Genomic DNA, 24,664 nt, shown 5'->3' on the forward strand with positions numbered 1-24,664 from the left:
CAGTCTCACCTTCGATGTTTCCAAAACGATTCGTACTCAAGCGGCTGCTGTTGCTTGTTCCGGTACTGATTGGAGTGGCGACGCTGGTCTTCTCCATCCTCCACCTCTCGCCGGGCGATCCGGCGCTTACGATCGCCGGGGAGCGGGCAAGTCAGGAGTTCGTTGAGCGCATCCGCGCCGATCTCGGGCTCAACGACCCGATCTGGGTCCAATATCTCGACTTCCTCGGTAACGTCGCGCGGTTCGACTTCGGGGAGTCGTACGTCATCAACCGGAACACGTCCGTCCGGGAGGTACTCTCCGACACCCTCCCCGTCACGCTCGAACTGGCGCTGTACGGCCAGTTATTCGGCATCCTGTTCGGTATCCCGCTCGGCGTACTGAGCGCGGTGAAACAGGACACGCTCACCGACCACACCACTCGCGTCGGCGCGCTGGCCGGAATCAGCGTGCCGATCTTCTGGAGCGGTCCGCTGCTGATCTTGCTGTTCGCGCAGGTGCTCGGGGTACTCCCGACTAGCGGGCGGATCTCGTCGGTGTACAACGTCGGCGCAATCCGCGTCACCGGGATGGTAACGATCGACACGCTGCTTGCTGGCGACTGGGACATGTTCTGGTCGGCGGTCAGACACATGCTCCTGCCGTCGCTCGTGATCGGCGTCTACTCGATGGCGCTCATCTCGCGGATGATGCGCTCGTCGATGCTGGAGGTCGTTAGGCAAGACTACATGCGCACCGCCCGCGCGAAGGGCCAGGGTGCGAAGATCACCGTACTGAAACACGGCTTCCGTAACGCGTTGATCCCTGTTGTCACGATTATCGGGATCCAGTTCGGCGGGCTCCTCGGCGGCGCGGTGCTGACCGAGACCGTGTTCGCGATCGGTGGGATCGGAACCCTCCTCGTCGAGGCGATCGAGGTCGGCGATTACCCGATCGTTCAAGGGACCGTCCTGACCTTCGCGTTCCTGTTCACCTTGGTGAACCTCGTCGTCGACGTGACCTACTCGTACCTCGATCCGAGGATCCAACAATGAGCACCGAAACACTCAGAGACGGGGAGACGGAGACGACGAGTCGCGGGCTCGTCGACCGCGTCCGTGCCTCGCCGTTCCTCTCACAGCTGCTGTCGAATCGGCTCGCGCTGGCCGGGATCGCGATCATCGTCGCGATGCTCGTGATCGCCGTGTACGCCCGGCTGACGCTCGATCTCGAGATCATCTCCCGGTCGCAGCTCGGTACGAACCCGAACCGTGCCGCGCCGAGCTTGGAGTACCCGTTCGGGACCGACGGGCAGGCGCGAGACCTGCTTCCGCGGGTCGGGTACGGCGCGTGGTACGCGATGCTGTTTGGCACGGTGACCGTCGGCGCGTCGACGGTGCTCGGCGTCGGTCTGGGCATCATCGCCGCCTACTACGGCGACATCACCGACAACGTGATCATGCGGACGATGGACGTGCTGTTGGCGTTTCCCTCGCTACTCTTAGCGCTCGCGCTGGTCTCCATCTTCCCGGACGAACTGGGTCTCTGGCGGGCGGTCGCGGCCCTCACGCTCGTGTACACGCCCCGGTTCGCCCGCGTCGTCCGCGGAGCCGCACTCACCGTGTTGGAGAACGAGTACATCGACGCCACCGTCGCGCTCGGCGCCACGGACCCGCGGGTGCTCGTCAGACACGTGCTGCCGAACTGTCTCGCGCCGATCACCGTCCAGTCGACGCTGAACTTCGGGCTGGCGATCATCGACTTGGCCGCGCTGTCGTTCCTCGGGTTCGGCGCCTCGGCCGGCACGCCCTCGTGGGGGCTCATGCTCTCGAACGGCGTGAGTCAGGGGCTGCTCACCGGCGTCTGGTGGTGGTCGTTCTTCCCCGGCCTGTTCCTCGCGTTGACCGTTCTCGGGTTCAACCTGCTTGGCGACGGGATGCGGGACGCGCTCGACCCCCGGATGCGGGAAGCGGTCGACTGATCGATGCCGCTGTCGCCGGTCGTCCGGGAACGCGGGCGGCTCGTCGCCGGCGGTGTCGCCGTCGGCTCTGTCGCGACGCCTATCCTCGTAATCGGACTGGTCGTCGTCGGCGGGTTCGCTCCGCTAGCCGCGGCGGAGACGGCGTTCGCGTTCGGCGGGCTCTGGTTCGGTCTCGCCCTCCTCGGGTGGGCCGGCTCCGTCGCCTCCGGTCGAGCGATCGAGGCCGCACAGGAGCGCCTCGGCGCGGACACCGACTGGACCGAGCGCCGGTCGCGCCGCGCGATGGCGCGGATCGTCGGATTCGGCGCCGGCATGATGCTCGTTGCACCGGTTATCGGAACCGTGGTCGGCTGACCCAAACAGCCGATCTGGCGGCACCGCTCGTGAGTGAATTGACGATTGAGGAGGCTGGATATTCTGACGATTCGGCGTTCTGACGGCTCAGGGATACGGAGTATCCGTTACTCCGAAGACGCGCCGACGCCCGGAGCGTCGTGGCTCGCCTCCCACTCTTCGTGAGCCGTCTCCACCTCATCAGGTTGCTCGTTCAGCAGACACGCGGAGGGGTGGTCTCCCGCTGGCAACGCGGGTTCGATCGCCTCGCAGGGCGACCGGTACCGCTCCCGCAGCGTCGCCGCGGCGGCCTCGCGGTCCCCGTCGGCGAGCGCGCGGATCGCTTCGAGAATTACGTCCTCGTCGGCGGCGGGCAGCTCCTCGTCGAACGCCTCCGAGCGGAGCGAGTCGACGAACGCCGTCCGGTCCTCTCTATCCGGATCGTCGACCTGTTCCCACCGCAAGTCCACATCGATGTTGCCGTTCTCGATCCGCGTCCTAAACTCGCTTATCTCGCGAAACGCCGCCTGCGGCACGTCCAACCCCGGCGGCTGAATCAGCTCCGGACACCGCGTCCGGAACGAACACCCCGAGGGCGGGTTTCGTGGCGAGGGTACGTCGCCGCGGATCGTCTCGACGGTGCGGCTCCGTTCCTCGGTGTCCGCCCGTGGGACGGATTCCAACAGCGCCTTCGTGTACGGGTGTTGCGGATCCTCGAAGATCTCTTCGGTGGGACCGATCTCGACGACCTTCCCGAGGTACATCACGGCGACGCGGTCGCTAATGTGGCGAACCACCGAGAGATCGTGCGCGATGAACAGGTACGTCAGGTCGCGCTCCGCCTGCATGTCGGCGAGCAGGTTCAACACCTGCGCCTGCACGCTCACGTCGAGCGCCGACACCGGCTCGTCGAGGACGATGAACTCCGGATCGATGGCGAGTGCGCGGGCGAATCCGATGCGCTGGCGCTGCCCGCCGGAGAACTCGTGGGGATACCGGTCGATCTGGTCGGCGGAGAGACCGACCTCCTCAAGTAGACTCTCGGCGCGCTCGCGCCGCTCGGCACTGGTTCCCACGTCGTGGATCGCAAGCGGCTCCGTGATGATCTCGCCGGCAGTCATCCGCGGGTCCAGACTGGAGAACGGGTCCTGAAACATCACCTGTGCCCGCCGCCTGAACGCATCCAGATCGCCGCCGGACAACTCGAAGACCGGCTCGCCGTCGAACGTCACGGACCCGCCGGTGGGGTCGCGGAGCCGCATCAGCGTCTCCGCGAGCGTCGACTTTCCGCAGCCGGACTCGCCGACGACGCCGAGCGTCTCGCCCTCGCGGACCTCGAAGGAGACGCCGTCGACCGCCTGCACCGCCTCCGGCTCCGCTCCGGTCAGCCGATCCAGCAGCGTATCGTTCTCGTAGTAGTACTTCTCGAGGCCGTCGACGGTCACGAGCGGGTCAGTCATTGCTCACCTGGGCGTCGTGTGCGGCCGAGTCGTCATCCGTGGCCGCCCTGTCGTCCGTCGGCCCCGCGAGCCGCTCGGCGGAGACCGCGTCGGCCTCGCTGTACTCGCGCTCGGCGAGGACGCAGCGGGCGCGGTGGCTATCAGTTACTTCGTACTCCGGCAGTCGCGTGAGACAGTCTGTCATGGCTTTCGGACAGCGATCGGCGAAATAGCACCGGTCGGGCATGTTCGCGTCGACGAGGTCCGGCACGTTGCCCGCGATGGGTTCGAGCCGATCGTCTGGGCGATCGATGTCTGGTACCGAGCCCAACAGCCCCTTCGTATACGGGTGGACCGGATCGTCGAACACGTCTTGCAGGGTCCCGCGTTCGACCACCTCGCCGGCGTACATGACGCTTACTCGGTCGGCGATCCGGGCGATGACGCCTAAGTTGTGGGTGATGAGCACGACGCTCATCTCCATCGTTTCCTGAAGATCGGCGAGCAGATCGAGGATCTGCGCCTGGATGGTCACGTCCAGCGCGGTCGTCGGCTCGTCGGCCACGAGCAGATCCGGGTCGCCGGCGAGCGCCTGTGCGATCATCGCGCGCTGGAGCATCCCACCGGAGAACTGGTGCGGGTATTCTTCGGCGCGCTCGGCCGGGTCGGGAATGCCGACGCGTTCGAGCAGCTCGATCGCGCGGTCCCAGCTCTCCTCGGAGGTGTACGAGCGGTTGGGGAGGACGCCGTCGAGGAACATCTGGCCCAGCCCGTACCCCTGCGTCCGCGACCGGGTCGAGCGCGGGTTCGCGCTCGCCCGGCGCTGCACCTCGGCCGCCTCGGCGATCTGCTCACCGACGGTGATAGAGGGGTTGAAGCTGCTCATCGGATCTTGGAAGATCATACTGAACGCAGACCCGCGGAGCGACCGGCGCTCCGCCTCGGAGAGTCGGCGGAGGTCGACGAAGTCGCCGTCGACCGCCTCGGGATCCTCCTCGCCGATCCGGTCTGCGAGGTCGGCGTTGTTGTACCAGATCTCTCCGCTCGTAATCTGCCCCGGCGACTCGACCAAGTCGATGAGCGAGAGCCCGGTGACGGACTTCCCGCTGCCGGACTCGCCGACGACGCCGAGGACGGATCCCGCCTCGACGGTGAACGAGACGTTCTCGACCGCGTTAATCTGGCCCTCCTCGGTGAAGAAGCGCGTCGAGAGGTCCCGGACGCGCAACAGGTCGGTCACGGCGCACCTCCCTGTCCCTCGATGCCCGGATCGAGCGCGTCGCGAAGCCAGTCGCCGATCAGGTTAATGCCGACGACGGCAGCAACGATGGCGAGCCCGGGCATGGTCGCGATCCACCACGACGACGAGAGGTACTGTCGCCCCTGCGCGATGTCGAAGCCCCACGAGAGCTGCGCCCCCGAGAAGCCGAGGAACGACAGCGAGGACTCAAGCAGGATGATCGCGGCGATCTGGATCGTCGCGAGCACTAAGATCGGCGTCAGGCTGTTCGGGAGCACGTGTCTGAGTATCAGATGCAGGTCGCTTCCGCCCATCGATCGCGCCGCCTTCACGTACTCCTGATCGCGGACGGAGAGCGCCTCTCCGCGCGCGACGCGGGCGAACCACACCCAGTTCACGAGCGCGACGACGACGATAACGGTCCCCGGCAACACGATATTCTCCGGCATCTCTGCGGACGCGATCCCGAGTTCGACCAGCGGGTCGGGGATGCGCAGCGAGGCCTGCCCCCACAGCCCGATGAGCGCGATCGCGAGCACGAGCGACGGGAACGCCAACATGACGTCGGCAAAACGCATCAGCGCGTCGTCGATCCGACCGCCGTAGTAGCCAGCCGTGATCCCGACGGTGACGCCGAGCACGACGGCGATGGAGGTCCCGAACAGGCCGACCAGAAGCGACGTGCGGGCGCCGAACATCGTCCGGGAGAGCACGTCGCGGCCCAGCGAGTCGGTACCGAGCGGATGCGCGGCCGTGGTGTTGACGACGACCTCCTCTTCGACGATCTGTACCTCGCCGTCGACCATCTGCGTGCTCGTCTGGTTCTCCGTCGCCATGAACCCGAGCGGCGGAATGTTCGTGTTGTCAAGATTCTGGTCAGTCGGATCGTGGGGTGCCAAGAGCGGGGCAAACATCGCCGTGAAGAGAATGACCGCGATGATCGCGATCCCGAGCTTCGCGAGGAGGCTTCGTGAGAGTTCGCTCCGGAGGTTCCGGAGCGTCCGGGGAGAGATCACCGGGCGCTCACCTCCGGGGACATCGCGTCCGCCGCCTTGATCGTACGGCACTCAACACTGCCTGAGAGAGCGGAGCAATATCGGTTCGTCATCAGTGGACCACCCGCGGATTGAGGTACGCGTACAGCGAGTCGACGAAGATGTTGATCAGCACGAACCCGGTCCCGATCACGATCAGCGACCCCTGGATCAGCGGCCAGTCGCGGACGTTGATCGCATCGATGACGAGCGTGCCGAGCCCGGGCCACGAGAACACGGCCTCGGTGATCACTGCGCCGCCGATCAGGGTCCCGAGCTGGAGTCCCAACACGGTGACAATCGGGATGAGGGTGTTCTGGAGCGCGTGTTTGTACTGTATCAGCGACTCCGGGAGCCCCTTCGCACGCGCCGCGCGGACGTACGGCTGTCCGAGCTCCTCGATCATCCCGCTCCGGGTGAGCCGGGTGACGAGCGCGGTGAAGTACGTGCCGAGCGTCACCGCCGGCAGTGTGATGTGCCACAGCCACGTCCGCAGTCCGTCGAGGAACGCGCCGACGTTCATCGGGACGGAGAGTCCGTTCTCGACCGTGACGAGGAACGTGAACGTCTCGAAGAAACCGATCGGCCGCCGGCTCGTCGGGAACAGATCGAACTGCACCGACAACACCAGGATGAGCATGATCCCGAGCCAGAAGTTCGGTGTCGAGATGCCCACGAGCGAGAACAGGGTCGCCCCGTAGTCGGCGGGCTCGCGCCGGCGCGTCGCGCTGATGACGCCGAGCGGGATCGCGATGACGATCGCAACGATGGTCGCCGCGACCGCCAGCTCGACGGTGGCCGGCACGCGGGCGAACACGATGGTGCTCGCCTCAGTCCCGCGGAGGTACGAGTACCCCATGTCTCCCTGTAGGAGCCCGCCGATATAGTCGACGTACTGGATGTACAGCGGCTGATCGAGCCCCAGATCTGCGGCTATCTGCGCGCGAAGCTCCGCGCTCGCGTCCAGCGGTGCGACGAACGTCACTGGGTTGCCGGGGGTGATGAACCGCAGCAGGAACACCGCGGTCACGACCCCCCACACGACCAGCACGCCTTGGATCCCGCGTTTCAGGAGGAACCGTCCTAGCGCCATCGAACCTTAGTTTCCGCCCGGCAGGTTCTGGGACTCGGACATGAGCTCGTCGACCTCGTCGTCGCCCTGATAGCTGGAGAGCGCCCCGTCGGACGTGAGGAGCGGGATGATCGTCTGACTGGCGTCGAACGTCGTGTTCCCCCAGCCGAGCAGGTAGAAGTGGGGCATGTTTTCGATATCACCACTCGTCACCTCGCCCGCGAGCGAGGCGAAGTCGCGCTGCTCGACCTCACAGGAGACGTTCGAGAGCTCGTCGATCTGGCTAGCGACCGCCTGTGCGATCTCCACGTCGCGGAGGTACCGTCCCACGGGCGTTTCGAGGGTGATCTCGGCGCCGGCGTGACCGGAGTCCTCGACGAGCTGTTCGGCTTGCTCGATGTCTTGCGGGTACGGATCGATCTCCTCGTTGTAGCCGACGAACCCTTCGAGGGTCGGCTGGCCGGTCGCGTCGGCGAACCCTTGCAGGATGTTCTCGATGATGCTGTCTAAGTCGATGGCGTAGTTCATCGCCTGCCGGAACTCCACGCTGGAGAACGGCTCTACGTCGTACCGCATGGCGTTGAACACGACACGAGTGCTCGGCACCGCTGTGACTTCCGTGGTGTCCTCGTCGCGGACGCGGCTCACTTCCTGCGGCGGCACGTTGACGATGAGGTCCGTCTCGCCGGCCAGCAGCTGCGAGACGCGCGTGCTCGCCTCGCTGGCCGACCGGATCGTCAGCTCTTCGATCTCCGGCGCGTCGCCCCAGTACCCCTCGTAGGGCTCGTAGACGATCTCGACGTCCTGCTCGTACTCGACGACTTGGAACGGGCCGGTCCCGTTCATGTCGGAGTTTATCGCCGAGGTGTCGCGCGACTCGATCCAGTCCTGCTGAACGACCTTACAGTACGAGGCGAAAAGCGAGAACACGATCGGGTTGATCCCGTCGGAGGTCACCTCGACCCCGCCGTCGACGACCTCGGCGCCCGTGACGCCGGCGAGCTGGTCGTTTTGCGGGCTCGAGATTCCGACCTCGGGGTCGACGACCCGGTTGACGCTGTAGGCGATGTCCGACGGCTGGAGCTCGTCGCCGTTGTGGAAGGTGACGCCGTCGCGGATCTCGAATCGGACGCGACCGTCTTCGAGCCGCTCGTAGTCCGTCGCGAGCGCGTCGATGATGTCGCCGTCGGCGTTGCGACCGAGCACGCCGTCGTAGGCCTGCACGACGATGTTGTCGGTCGGCGTCTCACGGTGGTCGTGGGGGTCGAGCCCCGAATCCATCGACGACTGGGTGATCGCGACCGACGGCTCGCCCTCCGTCACCGAGATGGCTTGCGCTTCGATCCGCTCGTCGCGGCGAGCGTCCCAGCCGAGTCGGCTCGCGATGCCGTACACGCTGTACTGGCGGTTGAGGAAGATCCACGGGGCGCGCTGGTTGAGCCGGAGGTTCGCGCGCTGGAGGTGCTCTTCGCGGGTCTCCGGCTCCGGAAGCTGCTCTTCGTCCCCGCCATCGCTGCCGTCGCTGCCGTCGCTGCCGTCACTGCCGTTTTCGTTGTCCTCGCCCGAGCCGCCGTTGTCCGAACAGCCGGCCAACCCGACGGTGGCCGCAGTTCCTCCGACGTACGTGAGGTACGTCCGGCGGTTCACGTTCGAGTGATCGCGTGACATAGGGAGTTCAATACTATTGGGGGATATAAGACCTGTGGTCACGTAAAATGACGTTTAATAGCGACTAACGCCGGTAACTCCGCCGATTTCCATGTCTCGCACTCGACGCGAGAGTGGCGAAGCGAGAGTGGCGAAGCGAGAGTACCGAGGAAGGTTTAATTCCCCGCGGCGACGCCACCACCCTATGAGCAGAGCCGATCTCGGCGAGCGGTGGCAGCGCGTGTTCGACGACACCGAGGCGACCGCGGCTGAGTACCGCGACCGCGGGTGGGAGGCGCTCGCGCTTCACCCCGGCGACGTGAATCCGATCGCGGACGAAGCGCAGCTCCACGTCCTGCTCCCCGGCTCGGAGTTCGACGCGGTCAACGAACTGCTCTCTGGGGTGCCGATCGAGTCGATTCGGGTGTATGCGGCGGGGAGTGAGACGGCCAGCTATCGGCTGGTGGTCGCGGAGAACGCCACGGCGGAGGTCGCCGTCTGCGTCCCGACGTTTGTCCTCGACTCGGACAACGAAGCACTCGAAGCGGCCGCGACCGACGCCGGCGAACTGGTAATTCGACTCCGACCGCTCGATGACCGTGATCACGTCGAGTTCGCCGTCGACGACCCGAGCCTCTTCTTCCAAGATCCGGCAGAATAGCGCGAGTTGCGCCGCGTAGTCAGTTAATAATCACGTTCGTGGCGATCGGCCCATCCGACGACTTCGACGTATTCATACTTGTGCGATCACGATCATCTACATGAACCGAGCAGAGAAGGCGGCCCTCCAGCTCCAGGCGGTCGCCGTGTTGCGGATGTTGAAGGAGACTCGAACCTACGAGGAGCTGTCCGAGGTGACGGGGTTGCCCGCGGGCGACCTGAATCGGTACGTCAACGGTCACGTGCTTCCTGGTACCGACCGCGCGAGCGAAGTCGTCGAGGCGGTCGGTCGCGACGCGCTCGCCGACGAGCTGCTCGCTCGCGTCGAGTTCGACGACGAGGGGTACGTCGACAACTCGGGAGTCGTCTTCGACCAGTCGTTCCTCGACCTGGTCGCACCCGTCGCCGCGGAGACGTTCGAGTTCGAGTCGCCGGACGTGGTGCTCACCGCGGCCACGGACGGGATCACCCTCGGCGCGGCGATGGCCTCCTTCTTCGACGCGCGGCTCGCGTACGCGAAGAAGTCGAAGGAGACAGCCGTCGAGGAGTTCATCGAGTCCCGCCAGCGGCTCGCCTCCGGCATCGAACTCACCTACTACCTCCCCGCGAGCGCGATCAACGCCGGCGACACGGTTCTCGTCGTCGACGACCTGATCCGGTCGGGCGAGACGCAGGAACTGCTCTTGGACATCGCGTTGCAGGCCGACGCCGACGTCACCGGCGTGTTCACGCTGATCGCCGTCGGCGACAAGGGGATGAAGCGCGCGCGGGAGATCACCGACGCCCCGGTTGGCGCGCTGACGACCTTCGAGTAGTGCGTTCGCGTTTCGAGTGGGGGGCATCACCGCCCTGAGTAAGCACGTTCGCGCATTTCTCTTGGCTCTCTAACGTTTTAAACCGAATTCATACGCATATGCGTGCATACGTTTCGCTAGCGTTCAGCAAAGCTTATCACTCGATCCCGGGGTACACTCACCCGTTCAATGGGGCTTTCAGACACGCTGGCCGCGCGGTTCGACGTAGAGTCGCACGGATCGGACGTCCGCACCGAACTGGTTGCCGGGCTCACGACGTTCCTTGCGATGTCGTACATCATCGTCGTGAACCCCGCGATCCTCTCGGACGCGATCCAGATCGAGGGGTACGGACAGGGCGAGGTGTTCCAGATGATCGCCATCGCGACGATCCTCTCGGCGGCGATCGGGACGGTCGTGATGGCGCTGTACGCGAACCGGCCGTTCGGGCTTGCGCCCGGTCTCGGGCTCAACGCCTTCTTCGCGTACACGGTCGTGTTGGGGCTCGGGATCCCGTGGCAGACGGCGCTCGCGGCGGTGTTCGTCGAGGGCGTCGCGTTCATGCTGCTCACCCTAGTCGGCGCGCGCAAGTACGTCATCCAACTGTTCCCCGAGCCGGTGAAGCGCTCGGTCGGCGCGGGTATCGGCCTGTTCCTGCTGTTTATCGGCTTCCAGGAGCTCCAGATCGTCGTCCCCGACGACGCAACGCTAGTCACGCTCGGCGGGATCTTCGGGAACCCGTGGGCAATCTTAGGACTGCTCGGGCTCGCGTTCACCTTCGGCCTCTGGGCCCGCGGGATCACGGGATCGATCGTGATCGGCATCCTGACGACCGCCGCCGTCGGCTGGGGGCTCACCCTCGCCGGCGTTTTCGAGCGCGGCGTAATCACCCCGGAGACGCTCCCGAGCGCACAGTACGACATCACGCCGCTGGCGGGCGCGTTCGTCGACGGGCTGGGACAGATCGAGCCGCTCACGTTCGTCTTGGTCGTGTTCACGTTCTTCTTCGTCGACTTCTTCGACACCGCCGGGACGCTCATCGGGGTCTCGCAGTTCGGTGACTTCCTCGACGAGGACGGTGACCTCCCCGACATGGACAAGCCGCTGATGGCCGACGCGGTGGGGACGACCGCCGGCGCGATGCTCGGCACCTCTACGGTGACGACATTCATCGAGTCGTCGACGGGCGTCGAGGAGGGCGGCCGAACCGGGCTCACTGCGCTGGCCGTCGCTGGCCTCTTCGTCGCGTCACTCGCCGTGATCCCGATCGTCGCCGCCATCCCGTCGTACGCCTCCTTTATCGCGCTGATCGTCGTCGGCGTAATGATGCTGCAGGGACTCGTCGAGGTCGATTGGGACGACCCCGCGTGGGCCGTCTCCGCGGGACTCACCGTCACCGTGATGCCGTTCGCCTACTCGATCGCCGACGGACTGGCCGCCGGCATTATCGCGTACCCGCTGATCAAGGTCGCGGTCGGCGAGTACGATGACGTCGCGCCCGGCCAGTACGTCATCGCGGCGCTGCTTGTGGTCTACTACGTGTTACAGACGCGCGGCGTTATCCTCTGAGCGGCGTCGACGACGCGGTTTCTCTTTAAATACGGATGCCGCCCGTGCGCGGCCCGCGCACCGACCACCGTACTTCTTTACACGTCTGTCTCGTATCCGATGGTGATGACGGATCTGACGCTCTACGAACTGGAGGGGTGCCCGTACTGCGCGAAGGTGAAGGCCAAGCTTGCCGACCTCGATCTTGAGTACGAGTCGGTGATGGTCCCACGCTCGCACGGCAAGCGCACCGAAGTCGAGGAGATCTCCGGACAGACCGGCGTGCCGGTTCTCGTCGACGAGGAACACGGGATCGACGCGATGCCCGAGAGCGACGACATCGTTGAGTACCTCGAAGAGACGTACGGCGACGCGAGCTAACTCGACGGCTGCTCCCGACTGCGACCCCGATCGCGAGGCTATTTATCCAACCGCGTCGACGTGCCCAGCGTGCGCCTCGTCCACCGCTCAGGCCCGTCCGACGACCGTGAGAGCCAGCTCCTTGCGAGCGACGTCGACGTGGCGCGCTCGACGCTCGAACAGGGGCGGGGGCTGATGTTCCGGCGGTCGATCCCCGACGACTACGCGCTCGTGTTCCCGTTCGACGCCCCGGATATCCAGTGGCTCCACATGCTGTTCGTCCCCTTCGCGATCGACGCGCTGTGGCTCGTCGACGGCGAGGTACAGAAGACGAAGCGACTCGCCCCATTTGTCGGGCTGGGCCGCGGCCGCGCGGATACAGTGGTCGAACTCCCGGCCGGCGCGGCCGACGGGGTCGCCGTCGGCGACGAGGTCCGACTCGTCGAGTGACACCGATCGTTGGGCCGACTCACCCGTCGTCCAGCGTCCGGAGCTCCATCTCGATCCGTGTCCCGCCGGCCGATGCGGAGCTGATATCGAAGGATCCACCGCCGGCGCTGACGATCCAGTTGACGTACCAGAGACCGAGCCCGCTCGCGTGCTCCAGCGGCGTCTCCTCGCCGGTGAGTACCGACCGCTCGGTTGGGGGAATCCCCGGCCCGTCGTCGGCGACGACGAGCGAGGTCCACGACTCGCTCGGAAGTTCGGCGGCCGTGATCTCGACACGTGAGCGCTCGGTGTCGCTGTGGCGGATCGCGTTCTCGACGAGCTCCGCGATCGCCTCGGCGAGGTAGCCGATCGCCGACACCGTGATCCCCTCGGGCACGTCGACCTCGATGTCGGCGCCCTCGCGGAGTTCCGACGGGAGCGAGACGAGCGCCTCATCGACGGCGTTGTCGAGGTCGATCCGGCTGGGTGCGGGTCGATCGGCGAGAAGCCGCTCGACGCGCCGGGAGGTCTCGCCCACGCGGAGCAGGCGCTCGGCGGTATCGACGACTCGTTCGAGCTCCGACGCCAGCTCCGGGTCGTCGACGGTGTCGATAGCCCGCTCGGTGAACCCGGTCACCACGTTGAGATCGTTTCGGAAGTTGTGCCGCAGCACCCGCGCCAGAACGGCAAGCCGCTCCTCGCGGAGCGACGCTTCCGTGCGATCCTCGCCGACGCCGATCGCGCCGACGAGCTCGTCGCCGTCGACGACCGGCCCCAGCGCGAGCTGGTACGGGACGCGCTCGCCCGACCGGGTGAAAAGCGTCGCCTCGCACTCGGCCGGTTCGCGCTCGCGGTACACGCGGCGAAGCGCCTCGGCGACGGTATCGCGAGTCTCGTCATCGAACAGCGCTGTTAGGTCGGTCCCGGATAGCTCCTCGCCATCGCGTTCGGTGTCAGCGGCGAGCTGGTCGTTCCACCGTGCGAGCGTCCCGTCTGCGCTACACTGGAACAGCGCGGCGGGCATCGTCGAAGCGATGGCGTCGACGACGTGCTGCTGCGACCGGAGTTCCTCCTCGGCAGTGACGCGGTCGGTCACGTCGGTCAACCCGACGATCAGCCACCGCTCGTCGGCGATCGTCGTCGTGTGGAGGGAAAGCGAGAGCCGGCGCCGCTCCCACTCCCCACCGGTCTCCCACTCGAGCTCGGTAACTCCCTCTCGGTCGATCGCCTCGTCAACTGCCGCGGCTACCGGCTCGCCGTCGACCGTCTCGTCGGCCTCGCCGAGGTCGGTGAGTCCCATCAAGGTCAACGTCCTGCGGTCCTGCCCGAGCAGCGCGGCCGCCGCGGCGTTCGCCGCCCGGATCGCGTGCGTCTCGGGATCGCAGGCTACCGCCGGCGTCGGAACCGCCTCGACGAACGATTGCACCACGCGGGGTGTCGACTCGCCGTCACGATCCATTCATACCCCGCCCGATGGGCTCAGGGATTATAAATATCGAGGGGAGTTCCCCCCTCGGTCGAGAGCTTAGTCCGCCTTCGCCTGCCAGTCGCGGACCGTGTCCGCGCCCACGCCGTCGACGTCGGCCGCCAACTCGTCCGGATCGATCGACTTGAGGTCGTCGACGCCGTCGACGCCGGCGTCTTTCAGCTTCTCGGCGGTCTTCTCGCCGATCCCTTCGACGGTCTGGAGCTCCGAGCCCTCCTGCCGGGCGGTGAACTCCCGGTAGTTGCAGATGGGACAGCCGAGCTCCCACGGCTCGTCGCCGGAGTGGACCCGGAGGTGCGGAAGGCCGTGCTCCTCGCAGATTTCGTCGGTGACCTCGATCTCACCGCGCCGGGGGAGCGGCAGCGAGTAGTCGCAGTCGGGGTAGCGCGTGCAGCCGACGAGTCGGGAGCCAGAGCGGAGCCGCTTGATAGCTAACTCTCCGCCGTGCTCCTCGCCACACTCCGGACACGCCCCGATAACCTCGTCTTCCTGCTCGTCGGCCTCGTCGGCCTTGCACTGCGGGCAGCCGTGGACGAACGTCTTCCGGCCTGCGAGCATCTTCACGTGCCGGAGTTCGTGCTCCTCGCAGGTCTCGTCTAAGAGCAGCGGCTTCCCGCTGGAGGGGAGCGGAAGGGTGTACTCACAGTCCGGGTAGCCGTCGCAGCCGACGAAGTACGACCCCTGTCGAGACTTTCGGACGAGGAGGTCGGAGCCGCATTCCGGGCAGGGGCCGAGCGTCTTATCCGCCTTCAGCGACTTCTGGAGGTGGTCGCCGACCGCCTCGCGCGACTCGGTGAGGTCGTCGAACACGCGGTTGAGCAGCTCGCGGGATGCCTCGGTCACCTCGTCGTACCCCTTCTCGCCGGCCGCGATCGCCTGCATGTCGCGTTCGAGCTGGGCGGTCATCTCCTCGCTCACGACGTGTTCCGCGAACTCTTCTGCGGCCTCGACGACCGCCTCCGCGAGCCGGGTCGGCCGCGGCGGGTCGCTCTCGATGTAGTTGCGGTCGTACAGCTTTTCGAGGGTACGGTGTCGGGTCGCCTTCGTGCCGACGCCGCGCTTCTCCATCTCCTCGATGAGCCGGGACTGCCCGTATCGACGGGGCGGCTGAGTCTCCTTCGCGTCCGTCCGCCGGTCGGTGAGCGCGAGCGTCTCGCCGACCTCGACGTCGGGGACGATCCGCTCGTCGCTGGAGCGGTACGGGTACACGTCGTGGTAGCCGGCCTCCAACAGGCGCTTCCCGTTCGCCTTCAGCCGGAGCCCGCCGTCGGCGACGAGGTCGCCGGGGCCGCTCGCCTCCTCGGGATTGCGGAGAGCGGCGAGCCCGTCCGCGCGCTCGGCGATCGCGGTCGCCTCGTCGTTCGCGAGCGCGACGACGCGGAGCCGCTCCCACGTCGCGGGCTCGGCGCAGGTCGCGAGGAAGCGGCGGACGATCAGCTCGTACACCTCCCACTCGTCCTCCGAGAGGTCGGAAGCGGAGGGAAGCTCCCCGGTCGGGTGGATCGGCGGGTGATCGGTCGTCTCCTCGTCGCCCTCGGTGGGCTCGATCTCCTCCTGTTCGAGGAGGCTCTTCGCGTCTTTCCCGAACGTCGAGGCGACCGACAGCTCCTCGATCAGCTCGCGGGGGTCGAGATCCTCTGGGTACACCGTGTTATCAGTCCGGGGGTAGGTGACGTAGCCAGCCGTGTACAAGTCCTCAGCGAGCGACATCGCGCGTTGCGCGGAGTGTCCGAGCGAGCCTGCGGCGCGGATGAACGCCGTGGTGTTGAACGGGGTCGGCGGGTCGTCGGTGCGGGTCCGCCGGCGCACGTCGTCGACGACCGCCTCGTCGGCCGCGTCGAACGCCTCCGTGAGGACCTCCGCGACGTCGCCGTTCCAGACGCGCTCGGCCTCGTTGCCCTCGTCGTTCAGGTAGAAGTAGCGCGCCTCGAAGGGGTCGCCGCCGGACTTGGTCAGGTTCCCGTACAGCTCCCAGTACGCTTCGGGATCGAACGCTTTGATCTCTCGCTCGCGGTCGACGATCAGCTTGAGCGTCGGTCCCTGCACCCGGCCCACGGAGATGAAGTCCTCGCCGAGCTGGCGGGCGGACAGCGAGAGGAAGCGGGTGAGCGCCGCGCCCCACGTCAGGTCGATCACCTGCCGGGCCTCCCCGGCGGCGGCCAGATCGAAGTCGAGCTCGTCGGGGTTCGCGAACGCCTCGTTTACCTCGTTGTCGGTGATCGAGGAGAACCGGACGCGGTCGATGGGAGCGTCCTCGTTCACCTCGCGCACCAGCTCGTACGCCTCCTTGCCGATCAGCTCGCCCTCGCGGTCGTAGTCGGTCGCGATGACGACTCGGGAGGCGTTGCGCGCCAGTTTCCGGAGGGCCGCGACGATTCCCTCTTGGGTGGGCTCTTTGGTGATCGGTGCGTCGATCAGTTCGACGGGTTCCACGTCGCGCCAATCGTTGTACTCGGCGGGGAAGTCGACGCCGACGACGTGACCCGAGAGGCCGATACAGCGCTTGCCGCCCCACTTGTACACGTTCACGTCGTTTTCCCGCTCCGCCGTTGCGGACTCGCCGCTCAGGATGTCGGCGATGCGACGCGCCGCGTTGTCTTTCTCCGTGATTATCAGTTCGGGGCCGCGACTCATTGTCCCGAGATAGGCCGCTCTCCCGTCTAAAGGTTTCGCGATACGCTTAAGATCGCCCGCACGCGCGGGAATGGCCGCCTCCGCTCGCGGTGTTCGCGGTGTCCGCTGTGTTCGCGGTGTCCGCTGTGTTCGCGGTGTCCGCACCGATCGGTAGGACGGTGTCGACGACGGGCGCTTCAAAAGAGGGTTCTGTTGAGATTGAACACTTCGGCAACTCTCTCTCTCAGTGGTTGATTTCTCTCCACACGAGAGGATTTTCGAAAGTGTACGAGCGAGACAGCACTTTTTGCCTGCATTTCCGTAGATGAGGTATGAAACGCTTGGGCCACGCCGTCGAAGTCGCGTTGACTGTCGGTCAGATGGCCAGGGAGCATGACATCAAGTATCCGGCGGCCGCACTCGCGTATTACGCCTTTGTCTCCCAAGTTCCGCTGCTGATATTAGTGCTAGCCGTCGTCAGCGACCAACTCGTCGGACAGATTCAAACAACCACGCCCGACTTCCTCACGCCTGGGGCCCAGCAGCTACTCTCCGAGGCATTGGTTACCGCATCGGGGCGAACGTGGGCGGCGTTGCTCGCGGTCGGCGTACTTGTTTGGAGCGGGGCAAACATTGTGATTGGCTTTCAGACGGTCGTTAACCGAGTTGAAAACACTCCACGGGAATCATTTCGCACTCAGCTTCACGATGCCGGTAGCATTATCGGCTCCTTCGGCCTCGTCATTCTCGCGGTTATCCTCACCAACGTGATATTTGCGCTCCTACCGGTCGGTCGAGTGCTTTCCTATAGCAAGCCGTTCGTTCAGTTTGGCACGCTGACGATCGCGTTCCTTCCGCTCTATTATGCTCCATCGCGGCTGGTATCATCGCTGACAGAGGCGCTCCCAGGTGCGCTGACAGCCGCAGTTGGGTGGACCGTCTTGCTGACAGCCGTCAGCTTTTACGCCGCTAATGCCACTCAATACGCGCTCTATGGCGTTCTCAGTGGGATCATCATCATCCTGACGAGCTTCTATCTGGGCGCGATTATACTCATGATCGGAGCAATTGTGAACGCGGTGATCGCCGATGCGGATGACACTGAGGGAGTGTCGCGGAGGTACCGAAGACAAGAATCGCTCTGACCAAAGGCAGATAGTCACTATTTCTCATCGCAACCCGACACAGCGCGCCTTACTCCTCGTCTTCCTCGTCCGGCCCGGTCGGCACGCCGCCGAGGTTCCCTTCGTCGTCGAACCGTTTGGCGCGCAGGAAGCGCGTCCGGTAGCGGTTCGCGCCCTCCTTCGTGTCGGCCTCGCGGATCTCGTCGATCCGGCCATCGGCGACCGCGTCGATGATCTCCTCGACCTGCTCCTTCTCGCTCGGCGTCAACTCGAACTCGTAGGTCCGGGGCTGTTCGCTTTCGAGGCGAGTCCACTTGCGGGCGGCCGAGACGACGACCGAGCAGGGCTCGCGGCAGGGGAAGACACCGTCGCCGCCGTCGACGTCGAGCTCCGTCTCGTCGTCGTACTGCCACTCCCGACGCTTCAGACACTGCGAGTCGTCACAGCACGCCTCCTCGACCCAGTCGACGTGCTCGTGGCCCTCGCCGCGGTCCCACGTCTTCACGACGCCGTAGATGCCGGACTGCCGCGCCATCGTCTCGCGCCAGTGGGTCACGTCGAGTTCGCCCTCGCGCTCGCGGTGCCAGTTGGCGACCGTCGCGGGGTAGATCGTCTCGACCGCCTCGTACGCGTCGCGCGGGCCGAGGTCGGGGAACACCCACCCGCCGGCCAGCGACGGCGCGGTCTTGAGGGGACGGTACCGCCCCTTCTCGTCGAGCGTCACGAGTTCGCGAGCGTCGAGGGGGTCGTCGTACGCGTCGAGCTCGTCAATCTGGACGCCCGCGTCGTCGGCGTGGCGCACGTCGTATCGACGCTCGCCGCGGTCGGTGACCGTGGCCGTAATCTTCAGCTCGCCCCACGCGCGTTCGATCCCCTCGTCGAGCGCGGCGTACCGGGTCGCCACCGTCGCGCCGTCGGCGTCCTCCAACCAGCGCAGGAACGCCCGGCGCGGGCCGAACTCGCCGACGACGCGCTCGAAGGCGTACCAGTCCGTCACCGCGGCGGCACGGTCGTCGAGCGCCTCGTGGAGGTCGCGCTCGGACAGTCCGGTCTGGCGGTCGCCGTTGGCGAGGACGTACTCGTCAGGGGCGTCCTCGTCGCTCTCGTCGTCCCTGTCGCTCCCGGCGCCCCGCGCGACGCTGAACCCCTCGAAGTGGAGGGAGTCTCCGGGCTCGCGGTCGGCGAGCGCGTCGAGGACCGCGTCGAAGGCGTCGCTCGGGAGGTCGATGTCGGGGACTTCGGGTTCGTCGGCCGCGACGGCAGTGGCGTCGCTCATTATCAGTCCCCCGTGGCGACGCGGGTCGTCTCGCGCACGTCGTCGAGCGCGGTCCCGAGGTCGGCGCCGGCGTCGGCCGCGCGCTCGAGTATTACGTCGGCCATCAGGGGTTCGGTGCCGACCGCGCCCGCGTACCAGATCCGGGTGCCGTCGACCTCAGTGGGCACATCGTACCCCTCTGTATGGTCCTCACAGAGTCCCACGTCCTCCGGGATGTCCTCTTGGGTGTGGTAGCCGTCGGCGATAAAGAGCGGGACCAGAACCACGTCGTCGCTCTCGAAGAACTCGGGGAGGTCGTCGACCTCGGGATCTTCGTCCATGTAGAGCGCCTTCACCTCGTCGAAGCGGTCGCGCTCGGCGATCCGGTCGGCGTGGTACTGGACCGCTTTCGCCGAGTTCTCGTTGCGCTCGGTACCGTGGCCGACGACGGCGAGCCCGAACCCCTCGCCCACGTCGGAGTTGCCGGTGACCGACTCCGCGCGCCGGACGATCACGTCGGTCATCGCGCGGTGGGTCCCCACTGGACCGCAGTAGTGGACCTCCCGGTCGATGTCTTCGGCGATGAGGGTGGCCTGATCGGCGGAGAGGCCGTCGGAGTTCCACTCGGAAACGTCCCAGCCGTCGAGGCGGAGTTCGCGGGGAATCACCTGCTCGGTGAAGTAGCCCTCCGAGATGAACAGCGGGACGACGTAGATCTCGTCGCCCTCGACGGTGCGGAGCACTTCTCGGAAGTGCGGCTCCTCTTTCCAGAAACCGGTTTTCACCTCGTCGAAGGCCCCGGTCGCGCGGATCGTGTCCGCGTGGTCGTACGTCGGCGCGCTCGACCCCGGATTGAGGTGCGAGCCGTGTGCGACGATGACGAGCGACTGCATACACACGCTGGGGGCGCGCCGCTCTTAGGGACTTCGGCATGTGCGAGGCCGCGGGAACGCGGCGCGCGTCGCGGGTAGCTGCCGGCGGTCACCGATCCCGACCGAAACCGCCATGCCGCCCCGCGCCGCAGATCCGGCCATGTCGCTCGCAGCCGAGACCCGCGAGGCGGCCCGGGCGCGTCCCTTCGTCCTCGATGCGCTCCGCGCCGGCGTCCTCAACCACAGCGCCGCCGCCGCGTGGCTGGCCGACGAGGCCGGCCTCGACGGCGACCCCGACGCGATCGCGACCGCGCTCCGCCGGTTTCGCGAGGAACTGTCCGACTACGCGACCGCCGACCGCGCGGCCAGCGTGTCGATGCGGAGCGGAGTGGGGGTCGTCGACGGCGACAGCCTCGAAGACGCCGACCCCCTCCTCCGCGTCGGTGGCGCAGCGGTCGTCCCGGAGGGTCGTGACACCGCGATTCTCGCAACTGGGACGGTCGACGCTGCGGCGCTCGCGGCGGTCCTCCGCCGGCTTGCGGCCGCCGACGTTGCGGTCGAGGCCGCGGGTGTCGCCGGGGAGACGCTCGTCGTCGTCGTGGGGCGGCGCGACGGCGCGATCGCGGTTCGGATCGCGGAGGCGTCGCTGGCGGTGGTGCCGAGCCAGGAGGACTGACATTTCACTCCCACTACCCGCACGCTTTTCTAATGCCGTCTGATAGGTAGGGGCGATGAACGCCGTCACGCTCGGTCCCGCCGGCACGTACTCGCACCGTGCGGCGCGGGCCGTCGCCGCCGAGGTGTCGTTCCGCGAGTCGGTCACCGCCATCGTCGACGCCGTCGCGGCCGGCGAGTTCGAGCGCGGGGTCGTCCCCATCGAAAACAGCATCGAGGGCTCCGTCACGGAGAGTCTCGACGCCTTGGCCGACTACGACGTCTCGGTCACCCGCGAGATCGTCACCCCGATCCGACACGCCCTCCTCGCGCAGGGACCGGAGTTCGAGGTCGTCGCCAGCCACTCGCAGGCGCTCGCGCAGTGTCGCAACTGGCTCGAAGAGCACTACCCGAACGCGGGACTCGAAGCGGTCGCGTCCACGGCTCGCGGGGTCGAGCGCGCCCGCGAGGACGCCCGGGTCGCCGGGATCGGGCATCCGGACAACGCCGGCGACGATCTGGAAATTCTCGCCGAAGACATCCAGGACCGCACCTCCAACGCGACTCGCTTCCTCGTCGTGGCGCCCGAGTCCGCACGGTCCGACGCCGGTGGGAAGACGACCCTGATCGTCTACCCGAACGCGAACTACCCCGGTCTGCTGCTGGAACTCTTGGAAGCGTTCGCCGACCGCAACCTCAACCTCTCGCGGATCGAGTCGCGCCCGAGCGGCGAGCGCCTCGGCGACTACCTGTTTCACTTCGACGTCGACGCCGGGCTCTACGAGGAGCACATGGCGAAGGCGGTCGAGGATGTCGAGGCGATCGCCGACAACGGCTGGGTGCGCGTGCTCGGGTCGTACGACACCGAACATGTGTTAGAATGACACTCACCTCGGCGACACCGCAAGGAGCGACCAACGTGAGTGACTGAGGCGCGTGGTTCGAGAGAGCGAAGCTCTCTCGGTATCGCCGGAAATCGGAAACTTCCGGCTAGCAGTCAGAATCCGACGGATTCTGACGATATCACGAGACGCCAAAGGCGTCTCGAACGAAGGACACCTCAGCGGCGCTTCTCACCGCGTCGCCAGTCGCGATCGCTTATAAATAGACGATCGCGTCGTCACCCGATTGAGACCTGATCGAACGCCGACACGCGTCTAGTCCCAGAACGACTGCGTCCGCGCGTACTCCCGCTCCTGTCGGAGCACGTCGCGGTAGAACTCGTCTTCGTCCTCGCGCAGCTTGTTGATGATCCGCGCGGCGTTGTGCGGGCCGACGCCGCGCGCCGCCAGCGCGATCACCGCGCGCTTCCCGTGGGTCTGGACGAGGCTTGCGGCGCGGTGGGCGCGCTTCGTGCGCCGCTCCTGCTCCTCGTCCTTCTCAGTCGCCCGGACCGCCGTGACCGTCTCCTCGTCCCACGGGTTCAACGTGGCGACGCGCGTCGAGCCGCAGTCGGGGCACTTCGGCTGGTCGGGGACGCGCCGCACCTTTGTCGTTCGCTTCCAGTCGGCACAGTGGAGACAGAAGAGGATGACCCGGTCGTTCCGGATGCGCTCGCGGATCGTCTCGATCACGTCGGCGTCGGCGTTTTCGGGAACGAGGAACTCCGTCCCAGACGATCGGCCGGCGATCCCCAGCGGCGTGCGTTCGCGGGCGATCGCGAGATCGATCGACCCGTCCTGCACGTCCTCCAACAGCTCCGCCGTCTCTCCGACCGCGAGGTCGGCGTGGAACACCTCGCGGAGCGCCTCGTCGTAGACGGGCGTTCCCTCCAGCGCCGCGAGCAGGCGGTCACCGCCGAACCGGCCTCTCCCCTCGCGGTAGCGCTTGATCGAACCGAACTTCGCGGCGACCTGCGCGAGCGTGAACTTGAGCGCGTCGGAGTTTTTTAAGGCGAGTTCGAGGTACGCCTCCAACCGGTCGGGGTCGGTCGTCTCCAACACCTCGCGGAAGGTGCCGGGACCGACGCCGTGAGGCACCTCGAACTCGATCCGGTACGGGTCCACGTCCATCCCGATCGACGAGCCCGCGCGCTGGCCCACGAGCGCCGCGAGCAGGCGCGCGAGCGTCTCGTTGACTTCGTGGCCGAAGGCGGCGTTGACCGCGACGGTGCGAGCGCTCCCCTCGATCACGATCCGACGATCTGTGGGGACCGGGTGGTCGGCGTCGACGTGGTCGACGACGGGCTTCAACGCGGTCGCGATCGTTCTTTCGTCAGCGGGGTACCGCTCGGCGAGGTCGCCCGCGACCGCCTCGGGCGTCGACCCCGCCGCGAGCGCCTCGGCGGCCTCGCCGCGAATCCGCCCGACCTCCTCCGCAACGGGCTTCGGGACCGGAATCTCCCGCCCGATCCACGAGGGCACCTCGCCGGCGGGGTCGGCGATGGGCGTGACGTTCACGCGCTCCTCCTCCTCGTCGACCTCGGTGATCCGCCACATCTCGCCGCGCTGGATGAACGTCTCGCCCGGCCCGGCGAAGTTGACGACGAACCGCTCGTCGAGGGTGCCGATACCCCGACGCGAGGACATATCGTACACCTCGTAGGTTGACTCGTCGGGGATCATCGAGAGGTTCGCGTAGAAGTACTGCCACGTGCCGCCCGACTTTTCGAGCGTGTCCGACGCCTCGTCGAGCCACAGCAGATGGTTGCCGTCCAGTTCGCGGACGATCTCCTGGAACGTCTCCTCGGCGAGGTCTCGGAAGGGATACGCGCTCGTGACGATCTGGTACGCCTCGCGGGCGTGTACGTCGCCCTCGTCCATCACGACCCCGACGATCTGGTTCGCGACCGTATCGAGGCTGCCGTGGTGGATCGCGGCCGGCTCCACGAGTTCGGCGCCGGCGCGTCGCGCGATCGCGAGCGCTTCGAGGGTGTCGTCGCCGCCCTGCGTCACGACGGTGCCCTCGGAGACCAGATCGCGGCGGTGTCCGGCGCGCCCGACCCGTTGGAGTAGGCGGGCAACCTCGCGCGGACTCCCGTACTGCACCACGTGGTCGACGCGCCCCACGTCGATGCCGAGTTCCATCGAGGAGGTGCAGACGAGGCCGTCGAGCTCGCCCGACTTGAACCGGTCCTCAACGTCGATCCGCACGTCCTTCGAGAGCGAGCCGTGGTGGACCTCGATCTCAGTGGGATCGTCGATACTTCCCGCCTTCTCCTCCCGCTCCGCGAGCGTCTTGAACCGCGAGCCGAGTGCCTCGGCTGTCTGCCGCGTGTTGACGAAGATCAGCGTCGACTCGTGGTCGGCGACGATCTCGCGGATCGTCCGGACGTGACTCGCGGTTGTCTCGTCGACCGCCAGCTCCCCGGCGAGGGTCGTGTCGCGGTCCGTAATCGGCGGGTCGAGCACGCGCACGTCGGTCCGGGTCCCGGCCGCGACCTCGACTATCTCGAACTCCCGGTCGCCGGGATGGTCGGGGTCGCGCTTGCCGCTCCCGACGAGGAACTTCCCGACCTCCTCGGGGGTCCCCACGGTCGCGGAGAGCCCGATCCGCTGGAACGGCCCCGCCACGCGCCGGAGGCGTTCGAGTCCGACCGTAAGCTGGGCACCGCGCTTCGCCGAGGCGAGCTCGTGAACCTCGTCTATCACGACGTGCGCGACGTCTTCGAGGGCGACCCGCATCTTCGAGCCCGTCAAGATCGCTTGGAGGCTCTCCGGTGTCGTGATCAGCACGTCCGGCGGGTCGTCGGCCTGCTTGCTCCGCTCGTATCGCGTGGTGTCGCCGTGGCGCACCGCGACCTCGACGCCGAGCCGGTCGCCCCACCACTCCAATCGGTCCATCATGTCGCGGTTGAGCGCCCGGAGAGGCGTGATGTAGAGCGCGGAGATGCCCGAGCGAGGCTGGTCGCCGGGCGCGTCGCGGGCGTCGACGATGGCGTCGAAGACGGGGAGCATCGCCGTCTCCGTCTTCCCGGTGCCCGTCGGGGCGAGGACGAGGGCGTTCTTCCCGTCGGCCAGCGGCGGGATCGCTTCGCGCTGCGGCTCCGTCGGCGTCGAGAACCCCTGCTCGGAGAGCGCCGTGCGGAGTTCGCTCCCGAGGTGGGCGAAGGCGTCCATGCCCGACAGTTCCGCCATTACGTGATCGTTGGATGTTGGGCGCTCAGCCGATTAAGGTCGTCGCTGCACGAGGTGCGCGTATGAAA

General features: G+C 66.8%; 21 protein-coding genes. 11 read left to right on the forward strand and 10 right to left on the reverse strand.

The genetic code is table 11. From position 1 onward, the window contains the following. The first annotated feature begins 14 nt into the window (after nucleotides 1-14). Genes HLAC_RS01220 through HLAC_RS01230 form a run of 3 tightly spaced genes read left to right on the forward strand, consistent with a single transcriptional unit; the run spans nucleotide 15 to nucleotide 2,314 of the window. Nucleotides 15-1,034 (forward strand): ABC transporter permease, encoded by a 1,020-nt coding sequence (locus tag HLAC_RS01220; protein WP_012659491.1) that lies wholly within the window; start codon nucleotides 15-17, stop codon nucleotides 1,032-1,034. After that, nucleotides 1,031-1,960, forward strand: a complete 930-nt coding sequence (locus HLAC_RS01225; protein ID WP_012659492.1) for an ABC transporter permease — start codon at nucleotides 1,031-1,033, stop codon at nucleotides 1,958-1,960. Before HLAC_RS01220 ends, HLAC_RS01225 begins: the two co-directional genes overlap by 4 nt. 3 nt (nucleotides 1,961-1,963) lie before the next feature. Next, complete coding sequence (locus tag HLAC_RS01230) at nucleotides 1,964-2,314, forward strand: DUF7268 family protein (RefSeq protein ID WP_012659493.1); 351 nt, start codon at nucleotides 1,964-1,966, stop codon at nucleotides 2,312-2,314. 107 nt (nucleotides 2,315-2,421) lie between these two features. On the opposite strand, the gene HLAC_RS01235 is transcribed toward HLAC_RS01230, so the two are convergent. From HLAC_RS01235 to HLAC_RS01255, 5 genes are all read right to left on the reverse strand, one after another. Further along, complete coding sequence (locus HLAC_RS01235; RefSeq protein WP_012659494.1) at nucleotides 2,422-3,753, reverse strand: ABC transporter ATP-binding protein; 1,332 nt, start codon at nucleotides 3,751-3,753, stop codon at nucleotides 2,422-2,424. Continuing rightward, nucleotides 3,746-4,972, reverse strand: a complete 1,227-nt coding sequence (locus HLAC_RS01240) for an ABC transporter ATP-binding protein (RefSeq protein WP_012659495.1) — start codon at nucleotides 4,970-4,972, stop codon at nucleotides 3,746-3,748. Before HLAC_RS01240 ends, HLAC_RS01235 begins: the two co-directional genes overlap by 8 nt. Further along, complete coding sequence (locus HLAC_RS01245; RefSeq protein WP_012659496.1) at nucleotides 4,969-5,988, reverse strand: ABC transporter permease; 1,020 nt, start codon at nucleotides 5,986-5,988, stop codon at nucleotides 4,969-4,971. The genes HLAC_RS01240 and HLAC_RS01245 overlap by 4 nt, the downstream gene beginning before the upstream one ends. 91 nt (nucleotides 5,989-6,079) lie before the next feature. After that, nucleotides 6,080-7,099, reverse strand: coding sequence for an ABC transporter permease (locus tag HLAC_RS01250; RefSeq protein ID WP_012659497.1), 1,020 nt, complete (start codon nucleotides 7,097-7,099; stop codon nucleotides 6,080-6,082). Between the two features lie 6 nt (nucleotides 7,100-7,105). Further along, nucleotides 7,106-8,746 carry an ABC transporter substrate-binding protein gene (locus HLAC_RS01255; protein WP_012659498.1) on the reverse strand — a complete coding sequence of 547 codons (1,641 nt, stop codon included), beginning with the start codon at nucleotides 8,744-8,746 and terminating at the stop codon, nucleotides 7,106-7,108. Between the two features lie 184 nt (nucleotides 8,747-8,930). On the opposite strand from HLAC_RS01255, the gene HLAC_RS01260 reads away from it, so the two are divergent. From HLAC_RS01260 to HLAC_RS01280, 5 genes are all read left to right on the forward strand, one after another. Further along, nucleotides 8,931-9,386: a DUF7529 family protein gene (locus tag HLAC_RS01260; protein WP_012659499.1), complete on the forward strand. Its 456-nt coding sequence runs from the start codon at nucleotides 8,931-8,933 to the stop codon at nucleotides 9,384-9,386. Nucleotides 9,387-9,486: 100 nt separating this feature from the next. Then, nucleotides 9,487-10,200 carry a phosphoribosyltransferase family protein gene (locus HLAC_RS01265; protein ID WP_012659500.1) on the forward strand — a complete coding sequence of 238 codons (714 nt, stop codon included), beginning with the start codon at nucleotides 9,487-9,489 and terminating at the stop codon, nucleotides 10,198-10,200. Nucleotides 10,201-10,368: 168 nt separating this feature from the next. Beyond that, nucleotides 10,369-11,748, forward strand: coding sequence for an NCS2 family permease (locus HLAC_RS01270; protein WP_012659501.1), 1,380 nt, complete (start codon nucleotides 10,369-10,371; stop codon nucleotides 11,746-11,748). Nucleotides 11,749-11,853: 105 nt separating this feature from the next. Next, nucleotides 11,854-12,108 carry a glutathione S-transferase N-terminal domain-containing protein gene (locus HLAC_RS01275; protein WP_049933623.1) on the forward strand — a complete coding sequence of 85 codons (255 nt, stop codon included), beginning with the start codon at nucleotides 11,854-11,856 and terminating at the stop codon, nucleotides 12,106-12,108. A 60-nt stretch (nucleotides 12,109-12,168) separates the two neighbouring features. After that, complete coding sequence (locus HLAC_RS01280; RefSeq protein ID WP_012659503.1) at nucleotides 12,169-12,537, forward strand: DUF192 domain-containing protein; 369 nt, start codon at nucleotides 12,169-12,171, stop codon at nucleotides 12,535-12,537. 19 nt (nucleotides 12,538-12,556) lie between these two features. On the opposite strand, the gene HLAC_RS01285 is transcribed toward HLAC_RS01280, so the two are convergent. Both HLAC_RS01285 and HLAC_RS01290 read right to left on the reverse strand, forming a co-directional pair. After that, nucleotides 12,557-13,975, reverse strand: a complete 1,419-nt coding sequence (locus tag HLAC_RS01285; RefSeq protein WP_012659504.1) for an ATP-binding protein — start codon at nucleotides 13,973-13,975, stop codon at nucleotides 12,557-12,559. Nucleotides 13,976-14,041: 66 nt separating this feature from the next. Continuing rightward, entirely contained in the window at nucleotides 14,042-16,636 is a 2,595-nt protein-coding gene (locus HLAC_RS01290) for a DNA topoisomerase I (RefSeq protein ID WP_012659505.1), read from the reverse strand. Between the two features lie 311 nt (nucleotides 16,637-16,947). Between HLAC_RS01290 and HLAC_RS01295 the strand changes: the two genes are divergently transcribed. Further along, nucleotides 16,948-17,760: a YihY/virulence factor BrkB family protein gene (locus HLAC_RS01295; RefSeq protein ID WP_012659506.1), complete on the forward strand. Its 813-nt coding sequence runs from the start codon at nucleotides 16,948-16,950 to the stop codon at nucleotides 17,758-17,760. 49 nt (nucleotides 17,761-17,809) lie between these two features. On the opposite strand, the gene HLAC_RS01300 is transcribed toward HLAC_RS01295, so the two are convergent. Next, a complete protein-coding gene (locus HLAC_RS01300) occupies nucleotides 17,810-19,015 on the reverse strand; it encodes a DR2241 family protein (protein ID WP_012659507.1) in 1,206 nt (401 codons plus the stop codon). Between the two features lie 2 nt (nucleotides 19,016-19,017). Then, complete coding sequence (locus HLAC_RS01305) at nucleotides 19,018-19,887, reverse strand: CbiX/SirB N-terminal domain-containing protein (RefSeq protein ID WP_012659508.1); 870 nt, start codon at nucleotides 19,885-19,887, stop codon at nucleotides 19,018-19,020. 139 nt (nucleotides 19,888-20,026) lie between these two features. Here HLAC_RS01305 and HLAC_RS01310 point away from each other — a divergent pair, with 139 nt between their 5' ends. Continuing rightward, nucleotides 20,027-20,542, forward strand: a complete 516-nt coding sequence (locus tag HLAC_RS01310) for a DUF7523 family protein (RefSeq protein ID WP_049933108.1) — start codon at nucleotides 20,027-20,029, stop codon at nucleotides 20,540-20,542. 55 nt (nucleotides 20,543-20,597) lie between these two features. Beyond that, the gene (gene pheA, locus HLAC_RS01315) at nucleotides 20,598-21,404 is read left to right on the forward strand and encodes a prephenate dehydratase (RefSeq protein ID WP_012659510.1); all 807 of its coding nucleotides are present in this window, start codon (nucleotides 20,598-20,600) and stop codon (nucleotides 21,402-21,404) included. A 273-nt stretch (nucleotides 21,405-21,677) separates the two neighbouring features. Here pheA and HLAC_RS01320 read toward each other — a convergent pair whose 3' ends face one another. After that, complete coding sequence (locus HLAC_RS01320; protein ID WP_012659511.1) at nucleotides 21,678-24,596, reverse strand: DEAD/DEAH box helicase; 2,919 nt, start codon at nucleotides 24,594-24,596, stop codon at nucleotides 21,678-21,680. Nucleotides 24,597-24,664: the final 68 nt, after the last annotated feature.

This window comes from Halorubrum lacusprofundi ATCC 49239 (assembly GCF_000022205.1).
Taxonomy (GTDB): domain Archaea; phylum Halobacteriota; class Halobacteria; order Halobacteriales; family Haloferacaceae; genus Halorubrum; species Halorubrum lacusprofundi.

Excerpts from the sequence above, each read along its gene's own strand:
- HLAC_RS01220 (WP_012659491.1), top strand. The coding sequence starts at position 15 with ATGTTTCCAAAACGATTCGTACTCAAGCGGCTGCTGTTGCTTGTTCCG.
- HLAC_RS01225 (WP_012659492.1), top strand. The coding sequence starts at position 1,031 with ATGAGCACCGAAACACTCAGAGACGGGGAGACGGAGACGACGAGTCGC.
- HLAC_RS01230 (WP_012659493.1), top strand. The coding sequence starts at position 1,964 with ATGCCGCTGTCGCCGGTCGTCCGGGAACGCGGGCGGCTCGTCGCCGGC.
- HLAC_RS01235 (WP_012659494.1), bottom strand. The coding sequence starts at position 3,753 with ATGACTGACCCGCTCGTGACCGTCGACGGCCTCGAGAAGTACTACTAC.
- HLAC_RS01250 (WP_012659497.1), bottom strand. The coding sequence starts at position 7,099 with ATGGCGCTAGGACGGTTCCTCCTGAAACGCGGGATCCAAGGCGTGCTG.
- HLAC_RS01255 (WP_012659498.1), bottom strand. The coding sequence starts at position 8,746 with ATGTCACGCGATCACTCGAACGTGAACCGCCGGACGTACCTCACGTAC.
- HLAC_RS01260 (WP_012659499.1), top strand. The coding sequence starts at position 8,931 with ATGAGCAGAGCCGATCTCGGCGAGCGGTGGCAGCGCGTGTTCGACGAC.
- HLAC_RS01265 (WP_012659500.1), top strand. The coding sequence starts at position 9,487 with ATGAACCGAGCAGAGAAGGCGGCCCTCCAGCTCCAGGCGGTCGCCGTG.
- HLAC_RS01270 (WP_012659501.1), top strand. The coding sequence starts at position 10,369 with ATGGGGCTTTCAGACACGCTGGCCGCGCGGTTCGACGTAGAGTCGCAC.
- HLAC_RS01275 (WP_049933623.1), top strand. The coding sequence starts at position 11,854 with ATGACGGATCTGACGCTCTACGAACTGGAGGGGTGCCCGTACTGCGCG.
- HLAC_RS01285 (WP_012659504.1), bottom strand. The coding sequence starts at position 13,975 with ATGGATCGTGACGGCGAGTCGACACCCCGCGTGGTGCAATCGTTCGTC.
- HLAC_RS01290 (WP_012659505.1), bottom strand. The coding sequence starts at position 16,636 with ATGAGTCGCGGCCCCGAACTGATAATCACGGAGAAAGACAACGCGGCG.
- HLAC_RS01295 (WP_012659506.1), top strand. The coding sequence starts at position 16,948 with ATGAAACGCTTGGGCCACGCCGTCGAAGTCGCGTTGACTGTCGGTCAG.
- HLAC_RS01300 (WP_012659507.1), bottom strand. The coding sequence starts at position 19,015 with ATGAGCGACGCCACTGCCGTCGCGGCCGACGAACCCGAAGTCCCCGAC.
- HLAC_RS01305 (WP_012659508.1), bottom strand. The coding sequence starts at position 19,887 with ATGCAGTCGCTCGTCATCGTCGCACACGGCTCGCACCTCAATCCGGGG.
- HLAC_RS01310 (WP_049933108.1), top strand. The coding sequence starts at position 20,027 with ATGTCGCTCGCAGCCGAGACCCGCGAGGCGGCCCGGGCGCGTCCCTTC.
- pheA (WP_012659510.1), top strand. The coding sequence starts at position 20,598 with ATGAACGCCGTCACGCTCGGTCCCGCCGGCACGTACTCGCACCGTGCG.
- HLAC_RS01320 (WP_012659511.1), bottom strand. The coding sequence starts at position 24,596 with ATGGCGGAACTGTCGGGCATGGACGCCTTCGCCCACCTCGGGAGCGAA.